The sequence below is a fragment of the Flavobacterium sp. GW823-FHT06G12 genome, assembly GCF_058794775.1.
This window is the reverse complement of sequence record NZ_JBXAHE010000005.1, coordinates 237,586-256,250: the sequence shown is the minus strand read 5'-3', so window position 1 is coordinate 256,250 and position 18,665 is coordinate 237,586. Positions and strand designations below refer to the sequence as shown.

At 34.1% G+C, this 18,665-nt stretch carries 15 protein-coding genes; 7 read left to right on the top strand and 8 right to left on the bottom strand.

The genetic code is table 11. From position 1 onward, the window contains the following. Positions 1–204 precede the first annotated feature (204 nt). From groL to miaB, 8 genes are all read right to left on the bottom strand, one after another. Positions 205–1,836, bottom strand: a complete 1,632-nt coding sequence (groL, locus tag AC1Q5Z_RS19500; protein WP_095928620.1) for a chaperonin GroEL — start codon at positions 1,834–1,836, stop codon at positions 205–207. A 76-nt stretch (positions 1,837–1,912) separates the two neighbouring features. Beyond that, positions 1,913–2,188 (bottom strand): co-chaperone GroES, encoded by a 276-nt coding sequence (locus AC1Q5Z_RS19495; RefSeq protein ID WP_008467105.1) that lies wholly within the window; start codon positions 2,186–2,188, stop codon positions 1,913–1,915. Positions 2,189–2,331: 143 nt separating this feature from the next. Continuing rightward, positions 2,332–2,673 (bottom strand): preprotein translocase subunit SecG, encoded by a 342-nt coding sequence (secG, locus tag AC1Q5Z_RS19490; protein WP_343587426.1) that lies wholly within the window; start codon positions 2,671–2,673, stop codon positions 2,332–2,334. A gap of 3 nt (positions 2,674–2,676) precedes the next feature. Further along, a complete protein-coding gene (locus AC1Q5Z_RS19485) occupies positions 2,677–4,413 on the bottom strand; it encodes a tetratricopeptide repeat protein (protein WP_492446480.1) in 1,737 nt (578 codons plus the stop codon). A gap of 98 nt (positions 4,414–4,511) precedes the next feature. After that, positions 4,512–5,015: an LptE family protein gene (locus AC1Q5Z_RS19480; RefSeq protein ID WP_198854318.1), complete on the bottom strand. Its 504-nt coding sequence runs from the start codon at positions 5,013–5,015 to the stop codon at positions 4,512–4,514. Positions 5,016–5,096: 81 nt separating this feature from the next. Then, the gene (locus AC1Q5Z_RS19475) at positions 5,097–6,356 is read right to left on the bottom strand and encodes a sigma-54 interaction domain-containing protein (protein ID WP_198854317.1); all 1,260 of its coding nucleotides are present in this window, start codon (positions 6,354–6,356) and stop codon (positions 5,097–5,099) included. Between the two features lie 122 nt (positions 6,357–6,478). Further along, a complete protein-coding gene (locus AC1Q5Z_RS19470; protein WP_343587420.1) occupies positions 6,479–6,850 on the bottom strand; it encodes a GxxExxY protein in 372 nt (123 codons plus the stop codon). An 89-nt stretch (positions 6,851–6,939) separates the two neighbouring features. Then, positions 6,940–8,385: a tRNA (N6-isopentenyl adenosine(37)-C2)-methylthiotransferase MiaB gene (gene miaB / locus AC1Q5Z_RS19465; RefSeq protein ID WP_198854315.1), complete on the bottom strand. Its 1,446-nt coding sequence runs from the start codon at positions 8,383–8,385 to the stop codon at positions 6,940–6,942. Between the two features lie 372 nt (positions 8,386–8,757). Here miaB and topA point away from each other — a divergent pair, with 372 nt between their 5' ends. The 7 genes from topA to porN (AC1Q5Z_RS19430) all read left to right on the top strand — a co-directional run bounded on the left by topA (position 8,758) and on the right by porN (AC1Q5Z_RS19430) (position 18,608). Further along, positions 8,758–11,286 carry a type I DNA topoisomerase gene (gene topA / locus AC1Q5Z_RS19460; RefSeq protein ID WP_286971805.1) on the top strand — a complete coding sequence of 843 codons (2,529 nt, stop codon included), beginning with the start codon at positions 8,758–8,760 and terminating at the stop codon, positions 11,284–11,286. An 8-nt stretch (positions 11,287–11,294) separates the two neighbouring features. Further along, complete coding sequence (locus AC1Q5Z_RS19455; protein WP_198854313.1) at positions 11,295–12,446, top strand: formimidoylglutamase; 1,152 nt, start codon at positions 11,295–11,297, stop codon at positions 12,444–12,446. Between the two features lie 262 nt (positions 12,447–12,708). Next, entirely contained in the window at positions 12,709–14,103 is a 1,395-nt protein-coding gene (porK, locus tag AC1Q5Z_RS19450) for a T9SS ring complex lipoprotein PorK/GldK (protein WP_008467094.1), read from the top strand. Between the two features lie 56 nt (positions 14,104–14,159). Beyond that, positions 14,160–14,807 (top strand): type IX secretion system motor protein PorL/GldL, encoded by a 648-nt coding sequence (gene porL, locus AC1Q5Z_RS19445; RefSeq protein WP_198854312.1) that lies wholly within the window; start codon positions 14,160–14,162, stop codon positions 14,805–14,807. Positions 14,808–14,859: 52 nt separating this feature from the next. Then, a complete protein-coding gene (gene porM, locus AC1Q5Z_RS19440; protein WP_198854311.1) occupies positions 14,860–16,404 on the top strand; it encodes a type IX secretion system motor protein PorM/GldM in 1,545 nt (514 codons plus the stop codon). A 45-nt stretch (positions 16,405–16,449) separates the two neighbouring features. Continuing rightward, entirely contained in the window at positions 16,450–17,439 is a 990-nt protein-coding gene (porN, locus tag AC1Q5Z_RS19435; RefSeq protein WP_198854310.1) for a type IX secretion system ring subunit PorN/GldN, read from the top strand. 179 nt (positions 17,440–17,618) lie between these two features. Then, entirely contained in the window at positions 17,619–18,608 is a 990-nt protein-coding gene (porN, locus tag AC1Q5Z_RS19430; protein WP_198855505.1) for a type IX secretion system ring subunit PorN/GldN, read from the top strand. Positions 18,609–18,665: the final 57 nt, after the last annotated feature.

The following is an 18,665-nucleotide window of genomic DNA, read 5'->3' as shown; positions in this document are numbered from 1 at the left end:
AAAAATTAAATTAATCTGCTTGAATCTGTAGAATCTGCGTGAAAATTTTTTAGTGTATCCAATAAAGAAATCCTTTTAATCTGTGTAATCTGTGGCAACTTTTTACAAGCAAAATCATTCGTGGAAATTAGTGCAATTAGTGGCAAACAAAAAAAAAGCGCCAGATAAAAATCCAGCGCTTTTAATTTTTAAGAAGAGAATGAATTACATCATTCCTGGCATTCCGCCTCCCATTGGCATTCCGCCTCCGGCATTTTCTTCTTTAATATCAATTAATGCACATTCTGTAGTCAAGATCATTCCAGAAACAGATGCAGCGTTTTCAAGAGCTACACGAGTTACTTTTTTAGGATCGATAATTCCAGCAGTAAGCATATCTACATATTCGTCAGTTTTTGCATTGTATCCAAAATCACCTGAACCTTCAGAAACTTTAGCCACAACAACAGAACCCTCAAGACCAGCGTTTTCAACGATAGTTCTTAATGGAGCTTCAACAGCACGAGAAACAATTTGGATTCCAGTTGCTTCATCAGCGTTATCAGCTTTTAAATCAGCTAAAGCAAGTTTAGCTCTCAATAAAGCTACACCACCTCCAGCAACGATTCCTTCTTCTACAGCTGCACGAGTTGCGTGTAAAGCATCATCAACTCTGTCTTTTTTCTCTTTCATTTCAACTTCAGAAGCAGCACCAACATAAAGAACAGCAACACCTCCAGCTAATTTAGCCAAACGCTCTTGTAATTTTTCTTTATCGTAATCAGATGTAGTAGTTTCCATCTGACCTTTAATTTGGTTTACTCTGTTTTTGATGATATCAGCTTCACCAGCACCGCTTACGATAGTTGTATTGTCTTTATCGATAGAAACTCTTTTTGCGTTTCCTAACATTTCGATAGTTGTATTTTCAAGAGTATAACCTCTTTCTTCAGAAATTACAGTTCCACCAGTTAAGATTGCGATATCTTCTAACATTGCTTTTCTTCTGTCTCCAAAACCTGGAGCTTTTACAGCAGCAATTTTAAGAGCACCTCTTAATTTGTTTACTACTAATGTAGAAAGAGCCTCTCCGTCAACATCTTCAGCAATAATCAATAATGGTTTTCCTGATTGAGCAACTGGCTCTAATACTGGAAGTAATTCTTTTAAAGAAGATACTTTTTTGTCGTATAATAAAATGTAAGGAGAATCTAATTCAACTTCCATTTTCTCTGGGTTTGTTACAAAGTAAGGAGAAAGGTATCCTCTGTCAAACTGCATTCCTTCAACAACGTCAACGAAAGTATCAGTTCCTTTAGCTTCTTCTACAGTGATAACACCTTCTTTTCCAACTTTAGCGAAAGCTGTAGCGATTAATTCACCAATAACTTCGTCATTGTTTGCAGAGATAGAAGCAATTTGTTTGATTTTGTCAGAATCACTTCCAACTACTTTAGCTTGTTTTGCTAAATCAGCTACGATAGTTTCAACCGCTTTGTCGATACCACGTTTCAAATCCATTGGATTTGCACCAGCGGCAACGTTTTTCAAGCCTTCTTTTACGATAGCTTGAGCTAAAACTGTAGCAGTTGTAGTTCCGTCACCCGCTAAATCATTAGTTTTAGAAGCTACTTCTTTTACCATTTGCGCACCCATATTTTCTAGTGCGTCTTTTAATTCGATTTCTTTTGCAACAGAAACACCATCTTTAGTAACAGTTGGTCCACCAAATGATTTTCCGATAATTACGTTACGACCTTTTGGTCCAAGAGTTACTTTTACAGCATTTGCTAATGCATCAACACCACGTTTTAATCCGTCACGTGCTTCAATATCAAATTTTATATCTTTTGCCATTTTAATTTTTGTTTAAAGTTTGATTTGTTTCAAGTTAAATGAAGTTCTTAATTCTTCGTACTTAATACAATGTTTTTTAGATAATCGCTAAAATATCATCCTCGCGCATGATTAGGTAATCAGTGCCTTCTAGTTTTAACTCTGTTCCTGCATATTTACCGTAAAGAACAGTATCACCAACTTTTACAGTCATTGTGTGATCTTTAGTTCCGTTTCCTACTGCAACTACAGTTCCTTTTTGAGGTTTCTCTTTGGCAGTATCAGGAATAAAAATACCTGATGCAGTTTTAGTTTCAGCTGCAACAGGCTCAATAAGTACGCGGTCTGAAAGCGGTTTTATGTTTAAAGCCATGATTTTATATTATTATAAGTTATACGATTTTTTCTGTTCTATAAACTTTCAGAAACTATGCCATGCTAGAAAAACTGACATTATTTCTTAAAAAAAATGCCAGCTTTGACAGGCTGGCATTAGATTTTTATATTGAGCTAAAATTATTTAGTAGCTGGTGCTGCAGGAGCAGGAGTGTTTCCTTGTGCTGGAGCTGCTGGCGTGTTAGCAGGAGCTTCAGTTTTGTCAATGATTTTAGAATCTGTATCGCTTAAAGATCCAGAGAAGCTTAAGCTTGAAAGTAAAATTAGCACAATTAAAACAGTAGCTAAAGTCCAAGTACTTTTATCTAAAAAGTCAGTTGTTTTTTGTACTCCACCTAACATCTGTGTTCCGCTGATGGTAGAAGACAATCCGCCTCCTTTAGGGTTTTGTACCATGATAACTACGATCAATAGAAAACAAACTATTGTAATTAAAACTAAAAAAATTGAAAATGTGCTCATTACTTAATTATTGTTATTGTTATTTTGTTGTAAAATCTTTATATCCGATATGCGGTCTGCAAAGAAAGTAATTTTTTCTGGATATTTCAAAATTAATATTTCATATGCTTGAATTGCTTTTGTATATTTCTTTTGTTCCAGATATACTCTGGCCAGAGTCTCGGTCATTAAATACGAATTATCCTCTATAGTGGCCTCAATTTGAACTGCTGGAGCGCTTGTTCCAGGTTTAATTGGAGATATTTTCGGATTGGTTTCGATAAATTTATCGATAATTTCAGCCTTCTTTTGTCTCTCTTCTTCTTTAGCTGCTTCAATTTTAGCTTGTTCTTCTGGAGAAATTTCGTTTGATCTGTCAATTGGTTCTGTTCGAGATAATTGAAGCCATTCTTGGAACGAATGTTTTTCACTTAAAGAAAAATCCAATGGTTTTCCGATTTCTAAATGTTCTGCAGCTGTTTTTGCAGGTTCATTCGGTTCTTCTTCTTCAATTATTTCTTGAGGCTGTTCCTCATTTTCCTCACGAATCTCTTCTTCTTTATCTTCAGCTTTGACACTTTCTTGAATTATTTCTTTTGGTTCTTCGGGTGCTTTTGTTTCAGCTTCTTTAATAGAAGAAAGAATAGAACGCTCAACAGTATTCATTTTGAATTCTGGAATGATCATCTCTTCGATAACGCTGTCATCGTCTTCTTCTTCAGTCGAATTTGTAGCAGGTTCTTCTACGATGGTTTCTTCTATAATAGGATTAACCTCTGTAAGTTGTTCAGCGTTTGCAGCTTCTGCTTCTTTTATAGAACTTAAAATAGAGTTTTCAATGCGCTCATTTTTAGGTTCTTCTTTAAGTTCTTCGATTTCTATTGGTTCTGGTGCAGAAAGCGTTTCAGAAACTTTTATAGAACTTAAAATAGAGTTTTCAATACGATCAATTTTAGGTTCTTCAGTTTGAATTGGTTCAGGAAGCGAAGCTGCCTCAACTTCTTCTACAGCATTTGAAGTGTTAGATTCAACAATTTCGATTTTCTGTTCTACTTCTTCTACAATTGTTGGTTTTTCATAAGTAACCGATTGCGCTTCTTTTATTGTAGCAAAAATGGAAAGATCTATTTCGGGAAGAGGTTTTGGCTCTTCTTGTTTTATTGCAGGTTTTTCAAAAGTTATAGTTTGAGCTTCTCTTATTGCAAGAAAAATAGAAGGATCTATTTCTGGTAATTTTTTAGTCTCTTCTATAATTACTGGTTCATGAGCTTTTATTTCTTCGGCTTGTATAACTTCTTCCGTTTTTGCAGCTTCTTCAACTTTTATAGGTTGTACAACTGATGGTATTTCAATTGAAGGAGTTGGAACTTCTTTAATTGTATCCGACATAGGTTGCTCTTCAAGATCTATTTTTACTTCAATTGCCTTTTGAATTTGCTCTGGCGAAATTATTTCACTGTCAAAAACAGTAATTTCAAGAAGATCTCTCAGTTTTTGTTCGTAAAAATCATTTTGAATCGAGGTAAAAGCCTCAGAAGTGATAAAATCAAATAGAACAGAACGATCAGACGTGTATGCAGCCGTAACTTTTAAAGCATAATTATACTTAAAACTGTTTTGATTGTAAAGTCCTTTTAATCGCAATGCACGCGCACTTTGAAAATACGGAAATTCATTCAAAACACTTCCTAATGCGTCTGCCTGCTTTTCTGTAATAGCATCGGGTTTGTTCATTAAGTAGGTATAATCGCTAACGTTCATTATTTGTTTTTTGTTTAATCGGTTAATTGTTTATTTGTTTTTGGCTGTTTTATCGATTAAACGGTTTTACGATTTAACGATTAAACAAACAGGCAAAACTACCATTTTGCCAATGACTCATTAAAGATGTCTTGAGTGATTCTCTCAAAAATAACTCTGATTGCTTCATTTAAAACAGATCCTGTTGGTAAGTCTCGTCCAGGGAAGTCGTAATAGAATTCAAAAGACTTTTCAAAATCATCTGTTTCTTTTCTTTTATTCATAAATCGCACATTAACACGAATCGATAAACGGTTTTGTGCCGCTTGTTGATCTGCAGTTGCAGTCATTGGAGTTATTCGGTAATCTGTAATTTCACCTTCGTAAACCAAATCTCCGCCATTACTAACTAAGTTTAGGTTGGTTTGATTCATGATCAAATCCTGCAAAGTCAAGGTAAAAGTTCTGTCGATTCCTGGTTCAATTAAATCTGCATTATTCTGAAAGAAGTTAACTTGAAAAGTTTTAGCATCGATTTTTCCAGTTCCTGTAAAATTATAAACAGAACAGCCACTCAACATAAAAAGGCTTAAAAGAGCAAAAAGAGAATATATTTTTTTCATAATGTTTATTGGGAAAATTCCAATTGAGTTCAAATATAAGTAATTGGAATTTGGAATTTGTTTTTTGAAATTTAATTATTTTTATAAATCGAATTGCTTGATTTTACGATATAAAGTTCTTTCAGAAATACCTAATTCATCAGCTGCTGCTTTACGTTTTCCTTTGTTTTTTTCTAATGATTTTTTGATCATTTCGATTTCTTTTTGTTCTAAACGTAAGATTTCTTCTTCTTCGATAGTTTCGGCAAATAAGTAATTGTCGTCTTGCATTTGATAATTATCTTCGCGAACAGCAGGAGTTGTCATAACAGCAGTTCTTGGTTCTTCTTCAAAATCAATTTCGCTATCGTTTTGTTGATTTCCGTAAATCTTCTGAATCAAATTTGGATTAATATCCTGCACTTTAGAAGTTCCGTTTTTCATTAACTCCAAAGTTAGTTTTTTCAAATCGTTCAAATCGCTTCTCATATCAAAAAGCACTTTGTACAAAATGTCTCTTTCTGTGCTAAAGTCACTTTCTTTTTTACTGTCGCTAATAACAGAAGGAAGGTTGCTTCCTTCGGCTGGCAAATAAGATTGTAAAGTAGCAAGGCTGATATCGCGATTAGTTTCTAAAACAGAAATTTGTTCAGCTACATTTCGAAGCTGACGAATGTTTCCGCTCCATCTGAATTTCTGTAAAAGCTGTACTGCATCATCATCCAATTTTAAAGGAGGCATTTTGTATTTATGGGCAAAATCGGCCACAAATTTTCTGAACAATAAATGAATATCGTCCTTTCTTTCTCTTAAAGGAGGTAAAGTAATTTCTACAGTACTTAAACGGTAATACAAATCTTCACGGAATTTACCTTTTTCAATAGCATTAAATAAATTCACGTTTGTTGCAGCAACGATACGAACATTTGTTTTTTGAACCTGAGACGAACCTACTTTTATAAATTCACCATTTTCCAAAACACGAAGCAATCTTACTTGAGTTGTTAGTGGTAATTCACCAACTTCGTCTAAGAAGATTGTTCCGCCGTCAGCCACTTCAAAATAACCTTCACGAGTACTTGTCGCACCTGTAAACGCACCTTTTTCGTGACCAAAAAGTTCACTGTCAATTGTTCCTTCTGGAATTGCACCGCAGTTTACGGCAATATATTTACCATGCTTTCTATGCGAAAGCGAATGTATAATTCTAGGAATATTTTCTTTACCAACACCACTTTCCCCAGTTACCATAACCGAAATATCAGTTGGAGCAACCTGAATGGCTTTTTCAATGGCACGATTTAATTTCGGATCATTACCAATAATCTCAAATCGCTGTTTTATTGCTTGAACTGTTTCCATATTGATTTTGTTTCAAGTTTTTTTGTTTCAGGTTTCAAGTTTTAAGCTTTGACCTTAAACGCTAGGCTTATATTTTTTTTCTTTTTGCCACAGATTAAAGTGATTAACACAGATTACCTAAATTATAAAATATATCTTTTGTATTGTAGAGATTTTGTTTGAAAATTTACAAGCAATCCTACTTCTGAATCTGATAGTTTTATGTAATTTAAAATCTGAGCAATATGCTCACTTGAAAATTCTTTTATTGCTTTTACCTCTAAAACAATATCTTCATTAATTATAAAATCTGCATAAAATTTATGAGGTAAAATAGTTCCCTTATATTCAATTGAGTATTCTTTTTCTCTTTCAAAAAGGATATTATTTTCTTTAAATTCTAATTCTAAAGCGTCTTTGTAAACTACTTCTAATAGACCTGGTCCAAGATTTCGGTGTACTTCCATACAAATTCCTATAATCTTGTAAGTATGTTTTTCTCTATAATGTTGCATCAATATTTATTTTACCACAAATCTAAAAGAAATAAAGAAAGAAAAATAATACAAAATCATTTTAATCCTTTTAATCTGTGGCAAAAAAATTAATTCATGCTGCTAAGTCCAACCGCTTCACCTTTCAAAGTTCCGCTAGTGCAGCTTGTGATTTTTACGTTTACGAAATCGCCAATTTTATAATTCTCTTTAGGGAAAACAACCGTTATGCTTTGAGAATTTCTTCCTGAGAATTCGTCTTTAGATTTCTTAGAAACTTTCTCGACTAAAACTTCAACCGTTTTTCCGACAAATTCTTCGCTTCTAAACCAAGCATGTTTTTGCTGTAAATCGACAATTTCTTGTAATCTTCTAGCTTTAGTTTCTTCCTCCACATCATCTTTCATTTTTCTTCCAGCCAAAGTTCCTGGACGCTCAGAATACGAATACATATAACCGAAATTATATTTTACATATTCCATTAAACTCATGGTATCTTGATGATCTTCTTCGGTTTCTGTTGGGAAACCAGCAATCATATCTTGCGAAATTGAAGCATCTGGAACAATAGCTCTAATTTTATCAATCAAAGCCATATATTCTTCGCGAGAATGCAGACGATTCATTTCTTTTAAAATTCGGTTACTTCCAGATTGAACCGGTAAGTGAATATGTTTACAGATATTTGGATATTTCGCAATAACATGCAAAATGCTTTCGTGCATATCCTGCGGATTTGAGGTCGAAAATCGAATACGCATTTTAGGAAAACCAACAGCAACCATTTCTAACAATTGATCAAAATCGACCGCAGTTGCTTTTTGCATTTCAGAAGCGTTTACAAAATCTTTTTTCAATCCGCCACCGTACCAAAGATAACTGTCAACGTTTTGTCCTAAAAGTGTAATTTCTTTAAAACCTTTTTCCCAAAGATCTTTAATTTCATTCATAATACTTTGAGGCTCACGGCTACGCTCACGTCCGCGTGTAAAAGGCACAACGCAAAACGTACACATATTATCGCATCCACGAGTGATCGAAACCAAAGCAGTGATTCCGTTGCTCATTAAACGAACAGGCGAAATATCTCCGTATGTTTCTTCTTTTGATAAAATTACATTAATGGCGTCACGTCCTTCTTCAACTTCAGCCAATAAATTCGGAAGGTCTTTATAAGCATCAGGACCAACCACAAGATCAACTATTTTCTCTTCTTCCAAAAACTGACTTTTCAAACGCTCCGCCATACAGCCCAAAACGCCCACTTTCATTTTCGGATTCGTACGCTTTACTGCATTATATTTCTCTAAACGCTTACGAATAGTTTGTTCTGCTTTATCGCGAATAGAACAAGTGTTTACCAAAACCAAATCGGCTTCTTCTAAAACAGAAGTGGTGTTATAACCTCCGTCAGACAAAATGGAAGCTACGACTTCACTGTCCGAAAAATTCATCGCACAGCCATAACTCTCTATAAATAGTTTTTTAGTATTCTCAGGTTTATTTTCCAAAACAAGACTTTCGCCTTGTTTGCTTTCTTCAATAATCTTTTCCATTGTAAAAATTCAAAGTGCAAAGATAGGGTAATTGAAACGAATATGACAAGATGTCAGATAAAGAATTAACAATGTTTTAAAAAATTTAAATTGCATATTTTAGATTGTAGATTATGCGTTGTTTTATCAATTGATATGTACTGGACGAAAGTTTAAATTCAACTGCAAAAAATCTAAAATCTAAAATCTGCAATCTAAAATAAAGGGATTTCTTGGTTAAAAATCACTAAAAGTTATACCTATATATATTATCGAGATTATTACAGATAAATCTGCAATTTTAAGTTTCATAATATCAAAATACCTCAAAAATGCATTCGTAAGGTTAATATTTAAAAAAAATAAATACTTTTGTTGCAGAAAAATAGAGCAATGGCAAAGAATTTAGTAATAGTGGAGTCACCTGCAAAGGCGAAAACGATCGAGAAATTTCTTGGGAGTGATTTTCAGGTGGAGTCAAGTTATGGACACATAGCAGACTTACCATCAAAGGAAATAGGAGTAGATGTAGAAAATGGTTTTAAACCTAAATATGAAGTTTCTCCGGATAAAAAAGCCTTGGTAACGAAGCTGAAGTCACTTTCTAAAAATGCCGAAACGGTTTGGTTAGCATCCGATGAGGACCGCGAGGGAGAGGCTATTTCATGGCACTTGGCGGAAGAATTAAAACTGGATACTAAAAAAACCAAACGTATTGTTTTTCATGAGATTACAAAATCTGCGATTCTCAAGGCAATCGATAATCCAAGAGAAATTGACTATAATTTAGTAAACGCACAACAAGCACGTCGTGTTTTAGACCGTTTAGTGGGTTACGAATTATCTCCGGTTTTATGGAGAAAAATTAAAGGCGGACTTTCAGCTGGTCGTGTACAGTCAGTTTCTGTACGTTTGATTGTAGAAAGAGAACGCGAAATACAAAGTTTCAATGCAGTTGCAACTTATTCTATTGTTGCAGAATTTGTAAACGAAGCAGGAAAAGCTTTCAAAGCAAAACTTCCAAAAAACTTCAATACTAAAAAAGAGGCCGAAGATTTCTTAAATCAAAACATCGGTTCTAAATATAAGGTAGCAGATTTAGAAACTAAACCTACCAAAAAATCTCCAACAGCACCTTTTACAACTTCTACGTTACAACAGGAAGCAGCAAGAAAATTATACTTGCCAGTTGGAATCACCATGCAATTAGCGCAGCGTTTATACGAAGCCGGACTTATTACTTATATGAGAACCGACTCGGTAAACCTTTCTAAAGAAGCAATGGATGCTGCACAAGCAGAAATCATAAAATCGTACGGAAAAGAATTTTCTAAACCGAGAACTTTTGCAAATAAAAGCAAAGGAGCTCAAGAAGCGCACGAAGCAATTCGTCCGACAGATATGTCTCGTCATACCGTAAATATCGATCGCGACCAAGCTCGTTTATACGATTTGATCTGGAAAAGAACTTTGGCTTCGCAAATGAGCGATGCACAGTTGGAAAGAACAAACGTAAAAATTGAAGCAGATAACCACAGCGAGATTTTTACAGCTTCTGGAGAAGTATTGCTTTTTGAAGGTTTCTTAAAAGTGTACTTAGAAGGTCATGATGATGATGAGGAAGAGCAAGAAGGAATGCTTCCAGCTTTAAAAGTAAATGAGAAACTAGCAAATAACTATATTACAGCTACAGAACGATATTCAAGACCACCTGCACGTTACACTGAGGCATCTCTGGTTAAAAAATTAGAGGAACTTGGAATTGGTCGTCCTTCAACTTATGCACCGACAATTTCTACAATTATTAATAGAAATTATGTTGAAAAAGGAACTCTTGAAGGTGTAGAGCGTAATTATACACAGCTTACTTTGCAAAACAGTAAAGTAGGAGAAAAAGTGTTGAAAGAAAACACAGGTTCTGATAAAGGAAAACTGGTTCCAACAGATATAGGAACTATTGTTACTGATTTCTTAGTAAAGAATTTCGGAAACATCTTAGATTATAATTTTACTGCTAAAGTTGAGCAAGACTTTGACGAAATTGCCGAAGGAAATATTGACTGGGCAAAAATGATGCAGGATTTCTACAATCAATTTCACCCGAATGTTAAAGAAGTTGAGGCAAATGCTGAACGCGAAAGTGGTGAAAGAATCTTAGGAAAAGATGCAGACGGAAGACAAGTTTCTGTTCGTTTAGGAAAATTTGGGCCAATGGCACAAATTGGAGAAGCAGATGATGAAGATAAAAAGTTTGCTAGTTTAATGGCGGACCAAAATATAGGAAACATTACACTTGAAGAAGCTTTGAACTTGTTCTTGCTTCCAAAAAGTTTAGGTGAATATAAAGGAGAAGAAGTTGAAGTGAATAATGGTCGTTATGGTCCTTATGTTCGTCACGGAAGCGTTTTTATTTCATTGCCAAGAGGAGAAGATCCGCTTAATGTTTCTAAAGAAAGAGCTCAAGAGCTAATTGACGAGAAAGCACTTGCAGATGCACCGATTGCTGTTTATAAGGGCGAAGGTGTTCAAAAAGGTGTGGGACGTTTTGGACCATTCATTAAATGGAACGGACTTTTTGTAAATGTGAGCAAGAAGTATAATTTTGATAATCTTTCTCAAGCTGATGTTGAAGAGTTGATTGAAGACAAACTTCAGAAAAACATTGATAAAGTTATTCATAACTGGGAAGAGGAGGGAATTGTAGTAGAGAAAGCCCGTTGGGGACGTTCTGTGATTCTGAAAGGAAAAATCAAAATTGAATTAAGTAAAGATGTTGACGCAACAAAATTAACATTGGCTCAAGTTCAAGAAATGATTGCTGCTAAAACACCAGCGAAAAAAACACCTGCAAAGAAAACTGCAGCTAAAACAACAACGGCTAAAAAAGCTCCAGCTAAAAAAACAGCTGCTAAAAAGAAATAAGTATATAAATGGAATTTGATTTTCTAGAACCAGTTAATGACGGAATTATAAAATTCGTCGGAGCGCTGTCTTCACAAGAGCTTGGAAGCAAAGTTGTCTTTCATACCCAAGATCAGTTCCCTGATATTGAGCAGATTAATATTGCTATAATTGGTGTTTTAGAAGACCGTACAAATATCAATATGATTAACGAGGTTAATCTTTCGGCTGTACGTAAAAAGCTATATGGTATGTTTCCTGGTAATTGGGATGCTTCAATTGCGGATCTAGGCGATATACTTGCAGGCGATTCTGTAGAGGATACTTACTATGCATTAAAGAAGGTTACAGCTACATTAATTAAGAATAAAGTCATTCCTATAGTCCTGGGAGGTTCTCAAGATTTGACCTATGCTTTGTATCGTGCTTACGACGATTTAGAGCAAATGGTAAATTTGGTTGCAGTTGATAATAAGTTTGATTTCGGTAAGGAGAATGAGTCAGTTTCAGCCAATTCTTATTTGACAAAAATTATTATTGATGAGCCAAATAACCTTTTTAACTACTGTAATATAGGGTATCAGACTTATTATAATTCACAAGAAGAAATCGATTTGATTGAAAAGTTATTTTTTGATGCTTATCGATTGGGTGAAATCTCAAATAAAATCACTCTAGCTGAGCCAGTTTTCAGAGATGCAGATTTGGTTAGTATAGATTTGAATTCTGTAAAATCTTCTGCGTCAGCAAATATGGTTACTTTTGAGCCAAACGGATTTAATGGAAAAGAAATTTGTGCTTTGGCTAGATATGCTGGTATAAGTGATAAAGTTTCTTCTTTTGGAATATTTAATCATAATAGCACACTAGCCGAGTCGGTTATTATTTCTCAGATTGTATGGTATTTTATTGAAGGGTATCACTATCGCTCAAAAGAGTATCCGTTTGGAAGCCGAGCAAATTATTTAAAGTATATAGTTCCGTTAGATGATGAAGAATTGATATTCTATAAAAGTGATAAAACAGAACGTTGGTGGATAGAAATTCCATTTGAATCAAATGGGAGCAATAAATTGAAAAGAAATACGTTATTACCCTGTTCTTATGATGAATATTTGTCGGCTTGCAATCAAGAATTGCCAGAAAGATGGTGGAAAGCGCAACGAAAAAATGCTTTATAGGCCGAAAATTTAAGTGAAATCTTAAATTTTTAAAACCTCTTTAAAAAGGTTAAAATAAATTAGTAAGAAAATATTTATAATACATAAAAATTAACGTTTTACATCGATTTTTTGGTACAGTTTGTCGATAAAATATTTTTTTTTTATTTTATTTAACATTATTTTTGAACGGTAAAATAAATTCGCAAGTAGTATTGTTTTTTAGATAAATAATAAATACGTTTACGGACTTTTAATAATGAATAGATAATCCCAAATTTATATGAAGAAGTTTATTGCATTTGCAGCAATGTTAACACTAGTAATCGGCTGTGGTAAGTCAGGTGACAAAGGTGAATTAGTTGGTGTTACAGGAGGGAAATGGCATCCCGAGAAGCCTTATGGAATGACATTAGTTCCGGGTGGATCTTTTATTATGGGTAAATCAGATGCTGATTTAGCTAACGTAGAAGATGCTCCAACTAAAACAGTAACTGTTCGTTCATTTTACATGGATGAAACAGAGATTACAAATAGTGAGTACCGTCAATTTGTGGAGTGGGTAAAAGACTCAACAATGAGAGTTCGTTTGGCAATCTTAGCAGACGAAACAGGTCAGAAAGCTACTGATGGAAAAGGTAAAAAAGGCGGAAGTATTGCTGATTATGCTTTTAATGATTCTGATCCAGAAAAAATGACAGCTTATGATAAATATATGTATGACAACTATTATAGTGTTGGTACAAAAGACGATCCGTATGCTGGAAGAAAATTAAACAGAAAAGTTAAGTTAATTAAAGATACAAAAGCATATCCAGATGAATATTATGCTGAAGTAATGGACTCTATGTATTTACCAATTGAAGAATCATATAATGGTTTAAGAACAATTGACGTAAATAAATTGAAATTCCGTTATTCTTGGATGGATATTCAGGCTGCTGCAAAAGCTAAAGTTGGAAAAAGAAGCGACTTCGTAAAAACTGAACAGGTAAATGTTTATCCTGATACTGCAGTTTGGATTAAAGATTTTGCTTATTCATATAATGAGCCAATGCATAATGACTATTTCTGGCACAAGGCTTACGGAGATTATCCTGTAGTTGGTGTGACTTGGAAACAAGCTAAAGCATTCTGTGCTTGGAGAACTTTAAATAAAAATAGCTACATTAAATCTAAGAAAAAAGGACGTGACTTAGTAAATGCTTTCAGATTGCCAACTGAGGCAGAATGGGAATATGCTGCTAGAGGAGGTCTGGAGTCTGCAACTTACCCTTGGGGAGGTCCTTATACTAAGAGTGATAGAGGTTGTTTCTTAGCAAACTTTAAGCCAAGTAGAGGAGATTATGCTGCTGACGAAGCTCTTTACACTGTTGAAGCTAAATCTTACGATGTAAATGGTTATGGCTTGTACAACATGGCAGGAAACGTTTCTGAGTGGACGGATTCAGCTTACAATCCAAACGCTTACGAATATGTTTCTACAATGAATCCAAACGTAATCGATGGTAAAAACCAAAGAAAAGTTGTTCGTGGAGGCTCTTGGAAAGACGTTGCTTATTTCCTACAAGTAAGTACTCGTGATCACGAATATGCAGATTCTGCTAGAAGTTATATCGGATTTAGAACTGTACAAGATTATATGGGAACGCAAGTTACCGGAAACAGAAAAAAGTAATTTTATAATTTTATCAATATCCAACAAATCTATTTTAAACCTAAAAAAAAAGTATTATGGCATTATTAAGTAAAAAAGCAATGAATTTCGCTTATGGTATGGGAGCGGCAGTGGTAATCGTTGGAGCGTTATTCAAAATTACTCACTTCGAGATTGGACCATTAACAGGTACAGTTATGCTTTCAGTAGGATTACTTACTGAGGCGTTAATTTTCGCGCTTTCTGCTTTCGAACCAGTTGAAGAAGAACTAGATTGGACTCTAGTTTACCCTGAATTAGCTAATGGACAAGCTAGAGAAAAAAAGGCTAAAGCTGAAACTCCAACTGATGCTCAAGGATTATTATCTCAAAAATTAGATTCATTATTAAAAGAGGCTAAAATTGACGGTGAATTAATGTCAAGTTTAGGAAACAGCATCAAAAATTTCGAATCTGCTGCTAAAGGAATTGCTCCAACAGTTGATTCTATCGCTTCTACTAAAAAATACGGTGAAGAGTTATCTTTAGCTGCTGCTCAAATGGAATCATTAAACAGTTTATATAAAGTACAATTAGAAAGCGCTTCTAGAAATGCTGAGGCTAACAAAGAAATCGCTGAAAACGCTTCTAAATTAAAAGAACAAATGGCTTCTATGACTGCAAACATTGCTTCTTTAAACAGTGTTTACGGTGGTATGCTTTCTGCAATGAGTAACAAAGGATAATTAGTTTTTAACTAGATATTATATTTATTAATTAAGGACTAATTAGAAAAAAATGGCAGGAGGAAAATTAACCCCTAGACAGAAGATGATCAACCTGATGTATCTGGTTTTCATCGCAATGTTAGCAATGAACGTATCAAAAGAAGTTATTTCAGGTTTTGGTTTATTTAACGAAAAATTTGAAGCTTCTAATGTTACATCAATCACAAACAATACTGCTTTATTGCAAGCTTTAGATCAAAAAGCAGCAGAAGCTAAAGGAGAATTTGCAGTAGCAGCTGCAACTGCTCATAAAGTTGAAACTATCTCAAAAGATTTTTATGCATATCTAGGAACTTTAAAAGCTCAATCTATAAAAGGATATGAAATTGATAAAGAAACTGGAAAACTACCATACGAAGCTATGGATAGAGGTGATAACATCGATGACTGGTTTACAGGAGATGGTTATACTAAAAAAGGAGATGCAATTATTGCTGCAATCCAAAAGTATAAAGCAGATTTAAAAGCTGCTTTAGGTTCAGATAAAAAATATGCTAACATTATAGCAGAAGTTGAGAAGAAATTTGATGTTTCTGATGTAAAAAATAAAGAAGGTATAAAAGAAAAATACTTAGCTTATCACTTTAAAGGATTCCCTGCAATTGCTTCAGCTGCAAAACTTTCTGCATGGCAGAATGATGTTCAAAAAGCTGAAACTGATGTTTACAACAGTGCTTTAGGAAAAGCTGCTGTTCAGGCTGCTTCTTACAGCAACTATCAAGCAATTGTGGTTTTAGATAAAAATGCTTATTTCCAAGGTGAAAAAGTTACTGGTAAAGTTGTTTTAGGTCGTTATGATGAAAATACTAAACCAGAAAGCGTTTCAGGAGCAGTATTAGATCCAGCTACTGGACAAGCAAAAATTAACTTAACAGCAGGAAGTGTTGGAGAACAAAACATTGGTGGTCAATTCAATTTTATTGAAGATGGTAAAAAAATCAATCTACCATTTAAAGGCACTTACGTTGTAGTTCCAAGACCAAACTCTGCTACAATTTCTGCAGACAAAATGAACGTAGTGTATAGAGGTGTTGTTAACCCTATCTCTGTGTCTTTTGCTGGTGTTGCTGATAATAAAGTTGTTGCTAGTGCTCCAGGTTTATCTTCTGCTGGAAAACCAGGAAAATATAACATGAGCCCAGGCCAAGGTACTGAAGCTACAATTTCTGTAACAGGTACTTTACCAAACGGTGATAAAGTAACTGATAAGAAAACATTCAGAATTAAAGGTATTCCTGGTCCAACAGGAACAATTAGAGGTGAAATGGGTGTTGTAAAAGGACCTAGATCTAACCTTGAAGTTGCTACTATTGGAGCTAAACTTCTTGATTTTGATTTTGAAGTTGAGTTAGATGTTGTTGGATTCAATATGAAAATTGCTGGACAACCTACAGTTGTTGTTACAGGAAACAAAATGAATGCACAATGTAAACAAGTACTTTCAAGAGCAGGTAAAGGAGACCAAGTTACTATTTCTGAAATTAAAACTAAACTTGTTGGAGCTGGTAGTTATTTATTGCCAAGAACTGCTCCTGTAATTTACGAAATACAATAATAAAGGTAGTGTAAACTACATTCAATATCTTATAACGATACCACGATGAAAGTAAGAAATTTTTTAATAGCTATTTTTTGTATCGCTGGAGGTTTTGCTTCTAATGCGCAATCTAATTTGCTAAACGCTAAAACTCCTGCTCAAATTGGACTTAAAACTCCTGCTCAATTAATATCTGATAATGATAAGCCTTTGGCTTATGGCTATGTAGATGATAGAGATGTTTTGATGGGAAAAACAACATGGGAAATCATTGACTTAAATGAGAAGATTAATTTTCCAATGTATTTTCCGGTAGATACAGCTAATATTGGTCCTAATAGACGTTCTCTTTATGACGTTTTAACTAAAGCTATTAAAAGTGGAAAAGTTACTGAAGTATATACTGACAGTTATTTCAACACTAAAAAATCTATGAAAGACATCGAAGGATCATTATCTCGTATTGATACAACGGATGCAGGTAGAGAGTTAATTAACCAATACCCAGATGACTATAAATCACGAGTTGTGAAGAAAAAAGTTGTTTCTGGTAAAGGTAAAAATAAATCAGTTTCTTATGTTGAAGAGACAGTTGGACCAACAAGAACAGTTCCTGCTGAATATATCTTAAAACAAGATCTTACTGCTGCAGATGTTACTCAGTATAAAATTAAAGGATATTGGTATTTTGATAAACGTCAAAGTGAGTTAAAATATCGTTTACTAGGAATTTGCCCAGTAACTCCAGATGTTTATACAATGAATAGTGACGAAAAGGATTATATTGAATTGTTTTGGGTATTCTTCCCAAATGCAAGAGAAGCTCTGCATGAAGCAAAAGCTTTTAATGACAACAATTCAGCTCTTCCGATCTCATTTGATCAGATTTTAAATTCTAGACGTTTTAATGCTGTTATTTACAAAGAAGAAAACCTTTATGGAGATAGAGCTATTAGCGATTACATGAAGGATAACGCACAAAATCAGTTATTAGAATCTGAAAGAGTGAAAGAGAAAATTCGCAACTTCGAACAAGATATGTGGAACTACTAAGTTGATACATAGCATGATAATTAAAAAACTCTTACTACCTTTGTAGTAAGAGTTTTTTTTATGTCTATAATCAATTAATGCTCCGAAGTGATATTGGAATGCATTATTTTTTATTTATGTAGGAAAAATAACAATATTTATAATAAAATTTCGTTTAATGTCTTGTAAAAATTATCATGATGAAAGTAAGAAATTTATTAGTTGCTATTGTTGCTGTTCTTGGAAGCCTATCTTCTAACGCTCAGTCTAATTTACTTAATGCCAAAACTGCCGATCAGATAGGAATTAAGACACCAGCTCAAATGATATCTGATAACGACAAACCTCTAGCATACGGTTATGTTGACGATAGAGATGTTTTAATGGGAAAAATGGTTTGGGAAATTATTGATTTGAATGAAAAAATCAATTTCCCGTTATATTTTCCCGTGGATACGGCTAATATTGGTCCTGAACGACGTTCACTGTATGATATTTTGACGAGAGGAATCAGAAGCGGAAAGATAACAGAAGTTTATGCCGACAGCTATTTTAATACAAAAAAGTCTTTAAAAGATATTCAAGGCGCACTATCGCGTGTTGATACTACCGATGCTGGGCGAGAGCTTATTAATCAGTATCCTGATGACTTTAGAACGCGTGTGGTCAAGAAAAAGGTTGTTACTGGAACAGGAAAAAATAAAAAAGTCACTTATGTTGATCAAACTGTTGGACCAACAAGAACTGTTCCTGCTGAATATATTTTGAAACAAGACTTGACAGCTGCAGACGTTAGTATGTATAAGATTAAAGGATTTTGGTATTTTGATAAAAGGCAAAGTGATTTAAAATATCGTCTGCTCGGAATTTGTCCTGTGACTCCTGATGTTTACACAATGAATAGTGATGAGAAAGATTATATCGAGCTGTTTTGGGTTTTCTTCCCCAATGCGCGGGAAGTATTGCATGAAGGAAAAGCTTTTAATGATAAAAATTCGGCAATGCCAATTTCGTTTGATCAGATCTTAAATTCTAGATATTTTAATTCTGTTATCTATAAAGAGGAAAATGTATATGGTGATCGTGAGATTAAAGATTACATTAAAGATAATGCACAAAGCCAATTGCTAGAATCTGAAAGAGTAAAAGAGAAGATTCGTAATTTTGAAGAAGATATGTGGAATTACTAAGGTCCTAATCTAAATAATAAGAAAAACTCTTGCTACCTTTGTAGTAAGAGTTTTTTT